This is a genomic window from Allostella sp., assembly GCF_041913585.1.
Lineage (GTDB): Bacteria > Pseudomonadota > Alphaproteobacteria > ATCC43930 > Allostellaceae > Allostella.
The window spans coordinates 1-16259 of sequence record NZ_JAYSFE010000042.1; the positions used below are offsets into that span (position 1 = coordinate 1).

General features: G+C 70.5%; 16 protein-coding genes. 8 read left to right on the forward strand and 8 right to left on the reverse strand.

Features of this window, described 5'->3' with window-relative positions; translation table 11 throughout:
• Window positions 1-325: isochorismatase family protein (locus ACE3Q3_RS10225; protein ID WP_374445345.1), on the reverse strand; the 325-nt coding region annotated here is incomplete at its 3' end.
• A 169-nt stretch (window positions 326-494) separates the two neighbouring features.
• On the opposite strand from ACE3Q3_RS10225, the gene ACE3Q3_RS10230 reads away from it, so the two are divergent.
• The 3 genes from ACE3Q3_RS10230 to ACE3Q3_RS10240 are packed head-to-tail and all read left to right on the forward strand — an operon-like array spanning window position 495 to window position 4179.
• Window positions 495-1601 (forward strand): FAD-dependent oxidoreductase, encoded by a 1107-nt coding sequence (locus ACE3Q3_RS10230; protein WP_374445347.1) that lies wholly within the window; start codon window positions 495-497, stop codon window positions 1599-1601.
• Between the two features lie 11 nt (window positions 1602-1612).
• The gene (locus ACE3Q3_RS10235; protein ID WP_374445350.1) at window positions 1613-3679 is read left to right on the forward strand and encodes a TonB-dependent receptor family protein; all 2067 of its coding nucleotides are present in this window, start codon (window positions 1613-1615) and stop codon (window positions 3677-3679) included.
• Between the two features lie 53 nt (window positions 3680-3732).
• Window positions 3733-4179: a copper chaperone PCu(A)C gene (locus tag ACE3Q3_RS10240; RefSeq protein ID WP_374445352.1), complete on the forward strand. Its 447-nt coding sequence runs from the start codon at window positions 3733-3735 to the stop codon at window positions 4177-4179.
• 25 nt (window positions 4180-4204) lie between these two features.
• Here ACE3Q3_RS10240 and ACE3Q3_RS10245 read toward each other — a convergent pair whose 3' ends face one another.
• Window positions 4205-5209, reverse strand: coding sequence for an NAD(P)-dependent oxidoreductase (locus ACE3Q3_RS10245; protein WP_374445355.1), 1005 nt, complete (start codon window positions 5207-5209; stop codon window positions 4205-4207).
• 121 nt (window positions 5210-5330) lie between these two features.
• Here ACE3Q3_RS10245 and ACE3Q3_RS10250 point away from each other — a divergent pair, with 121 nt between their 5' ends.
• The 3 genes from ACE3Q3_RS10250 (at window position 5331) to ACE3Q3_RS10260 (ending at window position 8214) form a co-directional block, all read left to right on the forward strand.
• The gene (locus ACE3Q3_RS10250; protein ID WP_374445357.1) at window positions 5331-6278 is read left to right on the forward strand and encodes a TRAP transporter substrate-binding protein; all 948 of its coding nucleotides are present in this window, start codon (window positions 5331-5333) and stop codon (window positions 6276-6278) included.
• A 127-nt stretch (window positions 6279-6405) separates the two neighbouring features.
• A complete protein-coding gene (locus ACE3Q3_RS10255; protein WP_374445360.1) occupies window positions 6406-6924 on the forward strand; it encodes a TRAP transporter small permease in 519 nt (172 codons plus the stop codon).
• Between the two features lie 6 nt (window positions 6925-6930).
• The gene (locus ACE3Q3_RS10260) at window positions 6931-8214 is read left to right on the forward strand and encodes a TRAP transporter large permease (protein ID WP_374445363.1); all 1284 of its coding nucleotides are present in this window, start codon (window positions 6931-6933) and stop codon (window positions 8212-8214) included.
• Here the strand turns inward: ACE3Q3_RS10260 and queG are convergent.
• Genes queG through queA form a run of 4 tightly spaced genes read right to left on the reverse strand, consistent with a single transcriptional unit; the run spans window position 8185 to window position 11852 of the window.
• On the reverse strand, window positions 8185-9255 hold the full coding sequence (gene queG / locus ACE3Q3_RS10265) for a tRNA epoxyqueuosine(34) reductase QueG (protein WP_374445424.1): 1071 nt from the start codon (window positions 9253-9255) through the stop codon (window positions 8185-8187). The two genes, ACE3Q3_RS10260 and queG, sit on opposite strands and share 30 nt — an antisense overlap.
• Complete coding sequence (queF, locus tag ACE3Q3_RS10270) at window positions 9239-9691, reverse strand: preQ(1) synthase (RefSeq protein ID WP_374445367.1); 453 nt, start codon at window positions 9689-9691, stop codon at window positions 9239-9241. Before queF ends, queG begins: the two co-directional genes overlap by 17 nt.
• Window positions 9688-10821 (reverse strand): tRNA guanosine(34) transglycosylase Tgt, encoded by a 1134-nt coding sequence (gene tgt / locus ACE3Q3_RS10275; protein ID WP_374445369.1) that lies wholly within the window; start codon window positions 10819-10821, stop codon window positions 9688-9690. The genes queF and tgt overlap by 4 nt, the downstream gene beginning before the upstream one ends.
• A complete protein-coding gene (queA, locus tag ACE3Q3_RS10280) occupies window positions 10818-11852 on the reverse strand; it encodes a tRNA preQ1(34) S-adenosylmethionine ribosyltransferase-isomerase QueA (protein WP_374445372.1) in 1035 nt (344 codons plus the stop codon). Before queA ends, tgt begins: the two co-directional genes overlap by 4 nt.
• 85 nt (window positions 11853-11937) lie before the next feature.
• Here queA and ACE3Q3_RS10285 point away from each other — a divergent pair, with 85 nt between their 5' ends.
• Both ACE3Q3_RS10285 and ACE3Q3_RS10290 read left to right on the forward strand, forming a co-directional pair.
• Window positions 11938-12624: a queuosine precursor transporter gene (locus ACE3Q3_RS10285; RefSeq protein WP_374445374.1), complete on the forward strand. Its 687-nt coding sequence runs from the start codon at window positions 11938-11940 to the stop codon at window positions 12622-12624.
• A gap of 78 nt (window positions 12625-12702) precedes the next feature.
• On the forward strand, window positions 12703-13737 hold the full coding sequence (locus ACE3Q3_RS10290; RefSeq protein WP_374445377.1) for a TauD/TfdA dioxygenase family protein: 1035 nt from the start codon (window positions 12703-12705) through the stop codon (window positions 13735-13737).
• Window positions 13738-13783: 46 nt separating this feature from the next.
• Here the strand turns inward: ACE3Q3_RS10290 and ACE3Q3_RS10295 are convergent, their stop codons facing one another.
• Together ACE3Q3_RS10295 and ACE3Q3_RS10300 are read right to left on the reverse strand one after the other, a co-directional pair.
• The gene (locus ACE3Q3_RS10295) at window positions 13784-14887 is read right to left on the reverse strand and encodes a M14 family metallopeptidase (protein WP_374445379.1); all 1104 of its coding nucleotides are present in this window, start codon (window positions 14885-14887) and stop codon (window positions 13784-13786) included.
• 26 nt (window positions 14888-14913) lie between these two features.
• The gene (locus ACE3Q3_RS10300; RefSeq protein WP_374445382.1) at window positions 14914-16230 is read right to left on the reverse strand and encodes an NAD(P)/FAD-dependent oxidoreductase; all 1317 of its coding nucleotides are present in this window, start codon (window positions 16228-16230) and stop codon (window positions 14914-14916) included.
• Window positions 16231-16259 lie beyond the last annotated feature (29 nt).

The window sequence follows — 16259 nt, forward strand, 5'->3', positions numbered from 1 at the left end:
CGAGGTCGGTGCCTGCGAACGAGTTGGGCATGCCCTTGTCGACGATCGTCTCGCCCTCGCGCGGCGTCAGTTCCTTGACGATCTCGTAGCCTGTCGACGTCGGATTGAAGGCCTTGCCCTTGGACTGGTGGCGCACATGGACGATGGGAGTTCCCGCCGCGCGGGCCTTCTCGAGCAGCACGGCCAGGGCATCCACCGCGGGCTGCACGCCGGTGAGCGGCAGCAGTCCGTCGGTATACTCCCTCTGCGCATCAATGATCAGCAGTATGCCGTCGGCCAGGGTGGCCGGCGTCGGTTGCGCACCGGCCATCTGCAGCATGGTCATTGCCATGGTCATTCCTTCGACTGTTCCCGGTTGTGTAAGTCTTGGCGCCATCAACGCCCATGACGACCCAATTTGCAACATCTTCGAGAGGGAGTCTTAATACCCCTGAAGGCAGGTCGGTTCGGCGCAGCACCGGCGGACAAATCCCGCTGAACAGCAGGGGAGATCCATGAAAGCGATCATCATCGGCGCCGGCATCATGGGCCTGGCAACCGCCTGGGGTCTGGCGCGACGGGGGCACGAAGTCGAACTGTTCGAGCAGGGCCCGGTTCCAAATCCACTGGCTTCGTCGATGGATGAGCACAGGTTGATCCGCCATCCCTACGGCAGCCATGTCGGCTATGCCCGCATGATCGACGATGCGTACCGGGCGTGGGAACTGCTGTGGGCCGACCTCGGGCAGACCCTCTACGAGCCGACTGGCACCCTGGCGTTGACGGGTAATGGCGCCGACTGGGCGGAAAAATCGGCCGCCGCCCTGGCCTCGATCGGCAAGCCGATGACCGAGCTTTCGATGTCTGAGCTGCCGCAACGTTTTCCCTTGCTGGACACCAAGGGGATGGAGCGTGCCTTCTGGATCGACAGCGGCGGTGGGGGGGTGGGGCGGGGACAAGGGGGGGGGCGGGGCCCGGCCCACCCGGCGCCCCCCCAAGGGGAAAACCACCGCCCCACCCCCGGGGGCGCGCCCCCCGGCCCTTACCTGTATTTTGGGTTTTCAGCCCCCAAGCGCGCGCGCGTGCTCCGCGAGCACGCGCCGCTTGCCCCTCTCTTCGGCGCCGCCCTCGTCGCGGCCGCCCTCCTCCACCCGCTCGACGCCCGGGCCCATGCCGTCATCGACGGCGGCACCGCCGTCGCCGGCAGCTATCACAAGCTCGTCGTCCGGATCACCCACGGCTGCGACGGCAACCCGACGCTCGCCGTCGCCATCGACCTCCCCGAGGGCGTGACCGGCGCCAAGCCGCAGCCCAAGGCGGGCTGGGAGGTGTCCGTCGAGCGCCGGCCGCTCGCCACGCCCGTCCGCGACGGACACGGCCACACGGCGACCGACCGTGTCGCCCGCGTCACCTGGGCCGGCGGTCGGCTCGAGGACTGGCAGTTCGAGGAGTTCGCCATCCAGGTCCGGCTGCCCGACCGGCCCGGAGACACGATCCGCGTCCCGGTCGTGCAGCGCTGCAGCACGGGCGAGCACCGCTGGACCGAGGTTCCCGAGCCCGGCAAGGAGCCGGTCAGGCTGCGCAATCCGGCCCCCGCCCTCCGCCTGCTGCCCCGTCCGTGAGGAAGACTGCGATGCGCCAGCCGACCACGGCCGGATCCCTCGTCCGCGCTGCGACCACCCTCGCCGTCCTGGTGCCCGCAGCCGCGGTCGCCCAGGTCCAGCTCCAACCCGTCGCGGTCGAGGCCGACCGTCCGCCCGAGAGCCTCACCGTTCCGACGACGGACGCCGCCCGATCGGCGATCGAGCGGACCCCGGGGGCCGTCTCCCTCGTGCCCGGCACCGCCTGGGCCGACACCCAGGCGACGACGCTGAAGGACGTCCTCGACTACACGCCCGGCGTCTTCGCCCAGCCGAAATGGGGCGAGGACACGCGCCTGTCGGTCCGCGGCTCCGGCCTGTCCCGCAACTTCCACATGCGCGGCGTCGCGATCCTGCAGGACGGGGTGCCGATCAACGCCTCCGACGGCAGCAGCGACTTCCAGGAACTCGACATCACCGGGTTCCGCTACGCCGAGGTCTTCAAGGGCGCCAACGCGCTCCGCTACGGCGCCAACCATATCGGCGGCGCCATCAACTTCGTCTCGCCGTCCGGCTACGATGCCGACCTCTTCCAGGGTCGCGCCGACGCCGGCAGCTTCGGCTTCCGGCGCCTGCAAGGCAGCACCGGCGGCCACTATGGCGCGGTCGACGGCTACGTCACCGGCTCCTGGCAGTCCCAGGACGGCTTCCGCGATCACAGCGCCGGCCATTCGACACGCGCGGCCGGCAATCTCGGCTGGAAGATCACGCCCGATCTCGAGACCCGCTTCTACTTCAACGCCGCCGACATCTGGCAGGAGATCCCGGGGTCGGTGACCAAGCAGGCGGCGCTCCACGATCCCAAGCGCGCCGCCGCCGGCAACCTCGTCCAGAACTACCAGCGCAACATGCAGTCCTGGCGGGCCGCCAACCGGACGACCCTGAACCTGGGCTCGACCAGGTTCGAGGTCGGCGGCTACGTCGTCAACAAGGACCTGATCCACCCGATCTACCAGTACCTCGACTACGAATACCGGGATTTCGGGGCCTTCGCGCGGGCCACCGACGAGCGCCAGATCGCCGGCCATCGCAACCGCCTGACCGTCGGGGTGAACCTGGCCACCGGCCATGTGAACAACAGCCAGTCCGTCAACCTGCCGGGCGGCGGCAAGGGCGCGCTCCTGTCGAAGTCGAAGGACTCCTCGCGCACCACCACCGCCTATGCCGAGGATTCGTTCGAAGTGGTGTCCGGCGTGTCGCTGATCGCCGGCGCCCAGTATGTCCGCGCCAACCGCAAGCGCGAGGACCGGCTGGCCGACGCCACCGACACTTCCGGGGAGCGGGACTTCGACTTCCTCAATCCCAAGGTCGGCGTGCTGTGGCAGGTCGATCCGGGCTGGCAGGTCTTCGCCAACGTCTCCCGCAGCGGCGAGGCGCCGACCTTCGGCGACCTCAACTTCACCAACCTCGTGCTGGCCAGCACCAAGCCGCAGCGGGCGACCACCTTCGAGATCGGCAGCCGCGGCCGGCGTCCCGACTACACCTGGGACGTGGCCGTCTACCGGATGAACCTCCGCGACGAGTTCCAGTTCTTCGACCTCGGCGGCGGCAACTACCAGGTCACCAACGCCGACCGCACCATCCACCAGGGCATCGAACTGGGCGGCGGCTGGGCCTTCGCCAAGGGCCTGTTCGAGACCGGCACCAATCCCGACCGGCTGTGGCTGAACGCCGCCTACACGTTCAGCGACTTCCGCTTCGACGGCGACCGCTCCTGGGGCGACAACGAACTCCCCGGAGCCCCGCGGCACTTCCTGCGTGCGGAACTGCTCTATCGCAGCCCGAAGGGCTTCTACCTCGGCCCCAATGTCGAGTGGGTTCCCGAGGCCTACTATGTCGACAATGCCAACACGACGAAGACCGAGAGCTATGCGCTGCTCGGCTTCCGGGCGGGCTGGGACGTCGACGACCACGTCACCCTGTTCCTCGACGGCCGCAACCTGCTGGACCGGAAATACATCGCCAGCGCCAGCATCGCCGCGGTCGCGACACCCACGTCGGCCCTCTACGAACCCGGCACCGGCGCCGCCGTCTTCGGCGGCCTGCGCATGCGCTGGTGACGCCGGTGCCGACCGCACCCGACCTCCCCACGCGACCCCCGAAAGGACACGTCATGAAGATCGCGACCCTCGCCTTCGCCCTGCTCGCCGCGGCGCCCGCCCTGGCGCAGGCGCCCGGCGTCGACATCTCGGCCCCCTGGGCCCGGCCGTCGGCGCCGAGCGCGCGCAACGGCGCCGCCTATCTCACCATCGAGAACCGCGCGGCGGCGCCGGACCGCCTGCTCTCGGCCGCGGCTCCGGTCGCCGGGACGGTCGAACTGCACACCGTCGTCAAGGACGGCGACGTCATGCGGATGCGGCCGGTCGCGACGATCGAGATCGCCGCCGGCGCGACGCAGAAACTGCAGCCGGGCGGCTACCACATCATGCTGATCGACCTGAAGGCCCCCCTGAAGGCGGGCGACCGCTTCCCGCTCGACCTGACCTTCGAGAAGGCGGGCCGGCGGCAGGTCGAGGTGGTCGTCGGCACGGCGCCCGCGGCCGGGCACGGCAAGCACTGATCGCCGCCGGCAGCGGCAGGCCGGCTCAGCCCGGCCCGCCGTTGCCGAGCCGCGCCAGGCGATCGGCCGCCGCGGCGTTGACCGCGCCGGGCGGCACCCGCCCGCGGACGATCTCCGCCACCTGCCGCACCGTCTCGTCCGCCTGGTAGGCGATCGCCTCGGGCGTGAGGCCGCCGACATGCGGCGTCGCCAGGACGCCCGGACGGCCGGCCAGCGCCGGCGAGGGCATCTGGTCGGCGGCGCGTCCGACATCCATCGCCAGCCCGCCGAGGCGCCCGGAATCGAGCGCGGCAGCGACCGCCGCCTCGTCCATGAGATTGCCGCGCGAGGCATTGACGAGGAGCGCCCCGGGCTTGAGGCGTCCCAGCAGGTCCGGGCCGACGAGGTTCTCCGTCTCCGCCGTGGCGACCGCCAGCGGCACCAGGAAATCCGCCTCCGCCGCCAGGGTCGCGAGGTCCGTCCGGAGGATGCCGGGGGCATCGACCACGAGATAGGGATCGTGGACCAGGATGCGCGTCTCGAACGGCTCCAGCAGCCGGCACAGCCGGCGGGCGATGGTCCCGAAACCGACGATGCCGACGGTGCTGCCGCGGAGTTCCCGGCCCATCCGGGGCACCGGCACGCTGCCCGAGCCATAGGCCTGGACATAGTGCGCCGTGTGGCGCGCCAGCCCGATCATCGCCCCGACGATCCATTCCGCGACCGCCGGCCCGAAGCCGGGGCCGGCGCGGGTGACCAGGATCCCCTGCCGCCCCGCCGCCGGCACGTCGACGTTCCGGATGTCGACGGCGCAGCGGACGAAGGCGACCAGACCGGGCAGCGCCTCGAAGACGGCGGCGGGCCCCGGCGTCTGCCGGTCCGAGACGACGATGTCCGCCCCGTCGGCCGCCGCGATCAGTTCGGCCTCGGTGAAGGGGCGGTCGTGCGGATTGCGCCGCAGGGTGCCCAGGGCCTCGAGCCCGGCGGTCGCCCGGGCGCCGTAGTAGAGGCGCCGCGCGCTCTCGGGATGGGTGAGAAGAATGGTCGCCATGCGCGCGCCTTCCCTTCGGGTTCTGCGAATCGGTACCGGCCGATTGTTGCCAATCGTGCGCCATGCTAGCGTCCCCGCCGCGAATGCCGCCATCCACGAAGCGGCGTCGGGAGGAGACCCCATGTTGCACAATCGGCTCGTTCTCGCGGCCGCGGCGGCGGCTGCGCTTTGCCTGGGCGCGATCGACGCCCGTCCGGCCATGGCCCAGCAGAAGGTGGTGCTGAAGGCGAGCGACGTGCATCCGCTCGGCTATCCGACCGTCGAGGCCATCGTCCGGATGGGCAAGAAGCTGGAGGCGGCGACCGGCGGCCGCCTCAGCATCCAGATGTTCCCGTCGATGCAGCTCGGCGGCGAGAAGGAGATGATCGAGCAGGCCCAGCTCGGCGCGCTCCAGATCGCGCGCATCAGCGTCGGCCCGGTCGGCACCATCGTCGACGAGCTCAACGTCTTCAACATGCCCTTCGTCTTCCGCGACTCCAAGCACATGGAGAAGGTCATCGACGGCGAGATCGGCGACGAACTGCTGGCGAAGATTTCCAGCAACCCGCAGACCCGGCTGATCGCGCTCGGCTGGATGAATGCCGGGTCGCGCAATGTCTACAACAACAAGCGTCCGATCCGGTCGGCCGACGACCTCAAGGGCCTGAAGATCCGGATGATGGGCAATCCGATCTTCGTCGACACCATGAACGCGATGGGCGGCAACGGCATCGCCATGGGCTTCAACGAGCTCTACAGCGCCCTGCAGACCGGGGTCGTCGACGGCGCGGAGAACAATCCGCCGACCTACATCGTCCAGAACCACTTTCAGGTCGCGAAGTACTTCTCGATGACGGAGCACCTCATCATCCCGGAGATCTTCGTCTTCTCGCGGCGCACCTGGGACACCCTGTCGAAGGACGATCAGGCGCTGATCCGCAAGGTGTCCCGCGAGGCGCAGCAGGAGCAGCGCGAGCTCTGGTACAAGATGGAGGACGAGTCGATCGCCAAGATGAAGGCGGCCGGCATCGAGATCGTCACCTTCGCCGACAAGACGCCGTTCCAGACCGCGTTCACGCGGGTCGGGTAAATGTTGGGCGCAATGTCCGCCGGGCGGGTGACGCGCACCCCGGCCGTCCGCTCGCCGTCTCGGACCCCGGGGGGGGGGGGGCCCCGCGGCCGCCCCCCCACGTCCCGACCGCAGACCCTGCCCCGCGATGTCCGACGCCTATCGCCGCGCGATGGACGCCCTCTACCTCGCCTGCGTCGGCCTCGCCGGCCTCGCCGTCGTGGTCATCACCCTGGTGGTGCCGTGGGGCGTCTTCACCCGCTACGTCCTGAACCACGGCTCGGCCTGGCCCGAGCCGCTGGCGATCCTGCTGATGGTGCTCTTCACCTTCCTCGGGGCCGCCGCCTGCTACCGGGCGAACGCGCACATCGCGGTCGACATGATCGCCGGCGCGACGCCGCCGCGGGTGCGGCGGGCGCTCGCCCTGCTGGTCGACCTGCTGCTCGGCGCCATCAGCCTCTTCATGGTCGTCTACGGGCTGGAGCTCTGCCACGCGACCTGGCACCAGGTGATCGCCGAATTCCCGTTCCTCTCGGTCGGCATCACCTACCTGCCCTTGCCGCTCGGCGGCGCGGTGACCCTGCTCTTCATCGCCGAACGGCTGTGGATCGGCCCGCCGCCCCCCGATTCGGTCGTCTTCAGCGACACCACGCTCGAGGAGCAGTGACCCGTCATGGACGCGCTCGTCCTCCTCGGCAGCATGTTCGCCCTGATCGCGATCGGCCTGCCGGTCGCCTATGCCCTGGGCGCGGCGGCGCTGGTCGGAGCGCTGTGGATCGACATCCCGTGGGAAGCGGTGATGCTGAAGATCTCCGACGGGGTGCGGAACTTCTCCCTGCTGGCGATCCCCTTCTTCGTGCTGGCCGGCGCCATCATGGCCGAGGGCGGCATGGCGCGCCGCCTCGTGGCGCTCGCCAACGTCCTCGTCGGCTTCATCCGCGGCGGACTGGCGCTGGTCAACGTGCTGGCCTCCAGCTTTTTCGGCTGCATCTCCGGCTCGTCGGTCGCCGACACCTCGTCGATCGGCTCGGTGATGATCCCGCAGATGGTGAAGGCGGGCTATCCGCGGGTGTTCGCCACCAACGTCACCATCGCCGGCTCCGTCCAGGCGATTCTCATTCCGCCCAGCCACAACGCCGTCATCTACTCGCTCGCCGCCGGCGGCACGGTGTCGATCGCCCACCTCTTCCTGGCGGGATTCCTGCCCGGGCTGCTGCTTGGCGGGGCGCTGATCGGGCTCTGCCTGTTCATGGCCCGGCGCCGGGGCTTCCCCAAGGGCGAGCCGGTGCCGCTGCGCCAGGCGCTGCGCACGGTGCTCGAAGCCTTCTACGGCCTGCTGACGATGGTCATCATCCTCGGCGGCATCCTGTCCGGCGTCTTCACCGCCACCGAATCGGCGGCCGTCGCCTGCGTCTACGCCTTCCTCGTCACCATGTTCGTCTACCGCGACTATCGCTGGCGGGACCTGCCGAAGCTCGTCCACCGGGTGGTCAAGACCGTCTCGATGGTCATGATCTTGATCGGGTTCGCGTCGTCCTTCGGCTACATCATGGCGCTGATGCAGCTTCCGGCGCAGGTCACGGCCTTCTTCCTGACCCTGTCCGACGACAAATACGTCATCCTCTTCCTCATCAACATCATGCTGCTGGTGCTCGGCTGCCTCATGGACCTGGCGCCGCTGCTGCTGATCTGCACGCCGATCCTGCTGCCGGTGGTCAAGAGCTTCGGGGTCGACCCGGTCCATTTCGGCATGATCATGCTGGTCAATCTCGGGATCGGCCTCATCACGCCGCCGGTCGGCGCCACCATGTTCGTCGGCTGTGCCGTCGGGCGGGTCACCATCGAGCAGGTGACGCGCGAGATCTGGCCCTTCTACCTGGCGATGCTGGTGGTGCTCGCGCTCGTCACCTATGTGCCCGAGATTTCGCTATTCGTGCCGAGCCTGGTGAAGTTCTGAGGGGCGGGTCAGCCGGGCCACGGCCCAGGCGGCGGCGTCGCGCACCACCGGGTCGGGATCGTCGAGGAGCCGCGCGGCCTCGGCCGCCATCGCCGGGTCGCCCGAGTTCCCGAGCGCGTAGAGGACGTTGCGCACGAACCGGTCGCGACCGATCCGCTTGATCGGCGAGCCCGAGAAGACCTGGCGGAACCCGGGGTCGTCGAGGCGTGCGAGGTCGGCGAGGCGCGGCGCGGTCAGTTCGGCGCGCGGCAGGAATTCGGCCTCGCCCGTCCGGCGCGCGAACTTGTTCCACGGGCAGACGGCGAGGCAGTCGTCGCAGCCATAGATGCGGTTGCCGAGCTTCGGCCGCAGGCCGGGATCGACGGGGCCGGCATGCTCGATCGTCAGGTAGGAGATGCAGCGCCGCGCGTCGAGCTGGTAGGGCGCCGGGAAGGCGTCGGTCGGGCAGGCGTCGAGGCAGCGCCGGCAGTTGCCGCAATGGTCCTCCTCGGCCGCGTCCGGCGCCAGCTCGAGGTCGGTATAGACCATGCCGAGGAAGAGCCAGGATCCGTGCTCGCGCGACACGAGGTTGGTGTGCTTGCCCTGCCAGCCGATCCCGGCCCGGGCGGCGAGCGGCTTCTCCATGACGGCGGCGGTGTCGACGAAGACCTTGACGGCACAGCCTTCGGTCTCGTGCAGCCAGCGCGCGAGCCGCTTCAGCCGGCGCTTGACCACGTCGTGGTAGTCACGCCCCTGGGCATAGACCGAGACGATGCCGCGATCGGGATGGCGCAGGAGTTCCAGGGGGTCGCGGTCGGGTGCGTAGGACAGGCCGAGCGCCAGCACCGTGCGCGCCGCGGGCCACATCGCGCGCGGGTCGGCCCGCCATTCGGCCCTGGCGGCGAGCCAGCCCATGTCGCCGTGCCGGCCGGCCGCCAGGAAATCCGCCAGCCAGGCCCCCACCCGCCGGTCGAGCGCCGCCGGGGCGAAGCCGACCGCATCGAAGCCCTCGGCCAGCGCGCGGGCGCGGATGGCCGTGCGGATGTCAGCCGCGGCCGCGATAGGGCGCCACCTCCTGCGGCGGGATCCAGACGCCGTCCGGCGCCGGGCCCGTCTGGTAGAAGACGTCGATCGGCATGCCGCCGCGCGGATACCAGTAGCCGCCGATGCGCAGCCACTCGGGCCGGATCTCCGCCACCAGCCGGCGGGCGATGGCGACCGTGCAGGCCTCGTGGAAGGCGCCATGGTTGCGGAAGGCGCCGAGATAGAGCTTGAGCGACTTGCTCTCGACGATCCAGCCGCCGGGCACGTAGTCGATCACGAGGTGCGCGAAGTCCGGCTGACCGGTGATCGGGCAGAGCGAGGTGAACTCGGGCGCGGTGAAGCGCACCATGTAAGGGTGGCCGGGATGCGGGTTCGCCACCCGCTCCAGCACCGCCGCCTCGGGCGTGGCAGGCAAGGGGGTGGCGCGGCCCAGTTGCGTCAGCGTCTCGGTCATCCCGTCTCTCCGGCCGGTATGTCGCCCTCGGCCCAGCCGCGCGCAAGGTCGCCGGCATGGTCGTCGAGCCGCCCGGCGACGATGGCGTCGCGAAGTCCGGCCATCAGGTCCTGATAATATTGGATGTTGTGCCAGGTCAGCAGCATCGCCCCGAGAATCTCGTTCGACTTCACGAGATGGTGCAGGTAGGCCCGCGAATGGTTGCGGCAGGCGGGACAGGCGCAGCGGGCGTCGAGCGGCCGCGGGTCGTCGGCGTGGCGGGCGTTGCGGATATTGACCGTGCCGCGGCGCGTGAAGCCCTGGGCCGTGCGCCCGGATCGGGTCGGCATGACGCAGTCGAACATGTCGATGCCGCGCCGGACCGCGCCGACGATGTCCTCCGGCCGGCCGACCCCCATCAGGTAGCGCGGCCGGTCGGCCGGCAGCATCGGCGCGGTATAGGCGACCGTCTCGAACATCGCCGCCTGGCCCTCGCCGACGGCGAGCCCGCCGATCGCATAGCCATCGAAGCCGATCGCCTGCAGCGCCGCCGCCGACTCCGCCCGGAGGTCGCGGAAGGTGCTGCCCTGCACGATCCCGAAGAGCCCATAGCCGGGCCGGTCGCGGAAGGCCGCGCGGCTGCGCGCCGCCCAGCGCATCGACAGGCGCATCGAGACCGTCGCCTGCTCCTCCGTCGCCGGGAAGGGGGTACATTCGTCAAAGGCCATGGTGACATCGGCGTCGAGCAGGTCCTGGATCTCGATCGAGCGCTCCGGCGTCACGGCGTGGGCGCTGCCGTCGATGTGCGAGCGGAAGGTGACGCCGGTCTCGTCGATCTTCCGCAATGCCGCCAGCGACATGACCTGGAAGCCGCCGGAATCGGTCAGGATCGGCCCGTCCCAGCCCATGAAGCGATGCAGGCCGCCCTGCCGCGCCACCCGCTCGGCGCCCGGCCGCAGCATCAGGTGATAGGTGTTGCCGAGCACGATCTCGGCGCCGGTCGCGCGCACCGCGTCGGCCGTCATGGCCTTGACGGTGGCGGCGGTGCCGACCGGCATGAAGGCCGGCGTCTCGACAGTGCCGTGGGCGGTCGCCAGGCGGCCGCGGCGGGCGCCGCCATCGGTCGCGAGCAGTTCGAATCCGAGGCTCACGTCGCGCGCTCGATCAGGCAGGCGTCGCCGTAGGAATAGAAGCGGTAGCCGGCATCGACGGCGTGGCGATAGGCGGCCCGCATGCGTTCGAGCCCGGCCAGCGCCGACACCAGCATGAAGAGCGTCGAGCGCGGCAGGTGGAAGTTGGTCATCAACAGGTCGACCACGCGGAACCGGTATCCCGGCAGGATGAAGATGTCGGTGGTGCCGGAGAAGGGCCACACCCGCCCGTCGTCGCCGGCCGCCGCCGATTCGAGAAGGCGCAGGCTGGTGGTGCCGACGGCGACGACCCGTCCCCCCGCCGCCCGCGTCTCGTCGATCGCCGCCACGGCCGCGGCGCCGACCTCGCCCCATTCGGCATGCATCCGGTGGTCGGCCGCGCGCTCGGCCTTGACCGGCAGGAAGGTCCCGGCCCCGACATGGAGGGTGACGACGGTCCGGCGCACGCCGGCGGCGTCGAGGGCGGCCAGCAGTTCCGGCGTGAAATGCAGGCCGGCAGTCGGAGCCGCCACGGCCCCGTCCCGCCGGGCGAACAGCGTCTGGTAGTCGTCGCGGTCCGACGCGGCATCGGCGCCGCCGCGGATATAGGGCGGCAGCGGCATGTGGCCATGCCGCTCGAGCGCACGATGGAGATCCGGACCGCCGACCGAGAAGCGCAGCACGACCTCGCCACCCTCGCCCCTCGCCATGACCTCGGCCGCGAAGCCCTCGGCGAAATCGATCGTGTCGCCGGGGCGGAGCCGCTTCGCGGGGCGGGCGAAGGCGCGCCACCGATCCTCCGCCTCGCGCAGATGCAGCGTCACTTCCACCGCCGCGGCACCGCGCCGGCCGGCGAGGCGCGCCGGGATGACGCGCGTATCGTTGCTGACGAGCAGGTCGCCCGGACGCAGCAGCTGCGGCAGGTCGCGGACCACGCGGTCCTCGAGACCGGTGGCGCCGATCCCGAGCAGGCGCGCGGCGTCGCGCGGACGCATCGGAGCCTGGGCGATCCGGTCGGCGGGAAGATCGAAGTCGAAGTCGGCGGTCAGCATCGGGGGCGCCAGATATAGGGACGCTCGCGCCGATAGGCGAGAACCGTTGACAGGTCCGGGGCCGGCACTCTACGTCCCGGCCCCGATGGACACCCGAACCGGCCTCCTGTCCGAGCGCTTTCTCGTCGTCGTCGCGCTGTTCGTGACCTGCCTCGTGGTCGCGAACGTCGTCGCCGTGAAGCTCGTCTCGATCGGCGGCATGATCCTGCCGGCGGGGGTGGTGGTTTTCCCCGTCACCTACATCCTGGGCGACGTCCTGACGGAGGTGTACGGCTATTCCCGCACCCGGCGCGCGATCTGGCTCGGGTTCCTGTGCAACCTGCTGGCGGTGCTGGCGATCGCGCTGGCCGGCGTGCTGCCGGCAGCGCACTTCTGGGACGGCCAGGAGGCGTTCGAGCGCATTCTCGGCATGACGCCGCGGATCCTGCTGGCGTCGTTCGTCGCCTATCTCGCGGGCGAGTTCGTCAACGCCTACGTGCTGGCCCGGCTCAAGGTCGCCATGGACGGGCGGATGCTGTGGGTCCGCACCATCGGCTCGACGGTGATCGGGCAGTTCCTGGACAGCGCCATCTTCGTCACCCTCGCCTTCGCCGGCATCCTGCCGCCGAGCCTGATCGTGACCGCGATCCTGACGCAATGGCTGTTCAAGTCGGCCTACGAGGCCGCCGCCACGCCCGTCACCTATGTCGTCGTCGGCTGGCTGAAGCGCGCCGAGGGCATCGACGTCTACGACCGCGACACCCGCTTCAACCCCCTCACCCTCTCCGGCTAGCGGGGTTCCGCCCGGCTTGAGATTCGGGCCGCGGTGCCGCAGTCTGGAAGCCCCCACCAGTCACGAGGGCTGCCGCCGATGACCGCCGGCTTCGACATCCTTCCCCTGCCCCAGTCTCCCTTCGGCGGCCTGGTGCGCCTGCGCGGCGCGGCCGGTCCCGACTATACCCGCGCCTTCATCGCCGCCGCCGAGGCCGAGCCGGACGCCATCCCCGATGCGCTCGGCCGCCACGACGGACTGCTCCTGGTGCCGGGCCTCCATGCCATCGCGCAGGAGCCGGAACTGCTGGTCCGCCTCAGCCGCCTCTTCGGCCCGGAGGTCGAGAACTACCACGAGACCCTGACCGAGCGGAGCAAGGTGCATCCGACGGTGAAGGAGATCCTCGTCGTCTCGAACATGCCGCCGGCGAGCAAGCCGCCGCCGCCCCTCCCCGATCCGCCGCGGACGGCGGACGGCGGCCTGCCGATGCAGTACCCGCATCGCAAGGGCTGGCACACCGACCAGAGCTATCGCCGGCCGCCACCCGACATCTCGCTCTTCTTCGCCGCCATCGCCGTGCCCAAGGGTCAGGGCCAGACCCTGTTCGCCAATGGCACCGGCGCCTATGCGGCGCTGCCGGAGGAGACCAAGCGGCGCATCGCCGGGCGCGACGGGCTGCATGTCATGCCCGGCAGCAACCGCTCGCCCGAAGCGATCCGCGACGGCCGGCCGCCGAAGCCGCTGAAGCCGCACGAGCAGCCGCAGCGCCAGCCGCTGGTGCGCATCCATCCGGTCACCGGCAAGCCGGCGCTCTATCTCTGCGAGCACGGCCAGATGGACTGGATCGAGGGTCCCGTCGTCGGTCTCGGGAAGGGGCCGGACAGCGAGGGCGCCGATCTGGTGCGCGAACTCATGCACCACCTGACCGGCCCGGGCTTCACCTATGCCCACGACTGGGACGACGGCGACATGGTCATCTGGGACAATCGCTGCCTCGTCCACGCGGCGACCTGGTTCGATGCCGAGTACCACCGCCGCCTGATGTGGCGGACCACCGTGCGCGGCAATCCCGGCCCCGAATATGCCGGCGAGGCGCGGAGCTGGATCCCCCGCCGGGAGCCGGAGCCCGCCTGATCGAGCGCGACGGGAGGCGCCCGGAAGCCAGGCGCCTCCCGCCTCGTCAGCCCTTTGCCAGCGCCTCGATGCCCTGGCGCATGACCATGCGCGAGCGCCACAGGACCATTTCCCGCCACTCGTCGGTGTCGGGATAGAACTGCCGGCGCAGCGCCGCCTTGATCCGCTTGGTCTCGGCCGCGTCCCAGTCGACCGCGCCGCGATTGTGCAGCCAGTGGTCGTCGCGGAGCGCTGCCCGCCCGGACTCCGGCGGATAGGTGCCGTACTCGATGGCGACGAAGGAGACGCGGTCGCCCAGCATCCGCTCCCACCCGATCTCGCCCAGGCCGTGCTTGGGCACCGACGCCGAGGTCCCGAGCTGCGGCTCGGTCACCGATTCGCCCCACCATGCCTTGGCCCGGCGGACGTTGATGCTGTCGACCGTGTGGTCGCAGATCAGCTCGCCATAGCCGTAGGGGCCGAGCCCGGTGTGGTAGTCGACGACCGCGACCAGACGGCGGTCGGCCAGCCGTTCGTCGGCGACGATCGTCTCGACGGTCCGGCGCGACCAGGTCGGTCCGCTGCCCCCGTAGAAGAGCCCGCCCGGATGCCGGTACTGGCCGCCCGAGCGCGCGACCGACGCGGCATAGACGCCGTGCTTCTCGCGGTAGGCACGAACCCGCTCCTCCGCCGCCTCGAAGACCGGGCCCGAGAGTTCGGCCGGAATGTAGGCGTCGGCCAGTTCGTCGTAGCCGGGGTTCTCCGGCAGCGGCTTCGTGAAATCGATGTAGTTGCGGTTGAGGTCGCAGCCCTCCTCGGTCACCCGGCGGATCCAGGCGAAGCCGTGCGGGTTGATCGCATGGACCAGCAGCACCGCGACATTGTCCGGGACTGACCGGAGGGCCCCCGAGCGCAGCCAGTCGACCTGGCATCCCGACCCGCAGAAGCCTTCGGCCCCGTGCGTGCCCGAGATGGCGACCATCACCGTCGGCGCGTCCGCCGCGCCATACCAGGCGGTATCGGTCGCCAGCTCCTCGCCGCGCGGGCCGCGGTTGGGGTTCTGGTAGCCGCGGAGGCGGCCGCCGGTCGCGGCGACGGCATCGGCGAACCTGCGCCGGGCATCGCTATAGTCGGCGGCAAAGCTCGACGAAACGGACTGCAGGACATCCATCGCGGGGCGACCCCTCTTTCTCTCGGCTATTGCGGACGGGCGCGCCAGCGCGCCATCCGGTCGGACAGGCGATACCAGGAACCGACGATCGGCAGGAACCAGGGACTGCCGCGGTAGAGCGGCCGGGTCGGGAAGGGCAGCCCATCGAAGGCGCAGGGCCGATTGGTCCGGCCGAGGATCTTCAGCGCCACCTGGTTGCCGAGATAGCTTGCCATGGCGACGCCGCTGCCCTGGCACCCCATCGCGTAGTGGACCCCCTCGTGCACGCCCATGTGCGGCACCATATCGAAGGTGAAGGCGACGTTGCCCGTCCAGCTGTGGGTGATCTTCGTCTCGGCGAGCTCCGGCCAGACGCCGGTCATGAAGCGATGCAGGACGGGGCCCGCCGCCTCCGGCGTCGTCTGCCGGAAGCTCGCCCGCCCCCCGAACAGCACCCGCGTCCCGTCCGGAGACAGACGGAAATAGTAGAGCACCTTCTTGCTGTCCGAGAACATGCGGCCCTTCGGCGACAGGCGCCGCGTCACCTCGGGCGGCAGCGGCTCGGTCGCGATGATGTAGCTGCCGACCGGGATCAGGCGCCGGCGCAGCCACGGCGTGACCGTGCCGGTGTAGCCATTGGTCGCGGCCATCACCTCGCGGGCATGGATGGTGCCGCGCGTCGTCTTGACGACGAAGCCGCCTGCCTCGCGGACGATGCCCTCGACCCGCGCATGCGAGCACAGCGTCGCACCTGCCTCGGCGACGCGCTGCGCCAGGCCGCGGACATACTTGGCCGGGTGCAGCGCGCCCGTCCCTTCGACGACCATGCCGCCGTAGTAGTAGTCGCTGCCGATCTCCTCGCGCTGGCGTTCAGGGGGGATCATCTCGACGACGGCGCCCGTGACCTCGCGCAGCTTCGGCGCACGCGCCGCCATCGCGGCATAGTCGTCGGGAGTGTGGGCGCCGACGAAGCGTCCCGACCGGACATAGTCGCAGTCGATGCCCTCGCGGCGGATCAGGTCCTCGATATGGGCGAAGGAGCTCCACCCGTCCTCGCGGATGCCGCGCGCGACCTCGGCCCCGTAGAGCTTCTCGATCTTGGGGTCGGAGACCTTCATGCCGCCGGAGACCATCCCGCCATTGCGGGAACTCGCCCCCCAGCCGATCTCGGCCGCGTCGACCACCACCACGCCCGTCCCCGCGCGGGCGAGCGTCAGGGCGCAGTTGAGCCCGGCATAACCGCCGCCGACCACGACCACGTCCGCGCGGTCGGGCAGGGCTGCGTCGAAACGGGCCGGGCTCGCGGCTTCCCACCAGTAGGGCGTCGTCTTGAAGCCCTCGGCGAACAGCGGATGGGCGGCCATGGTGTCGGCTCCTGTGGGACGCGGGCGAT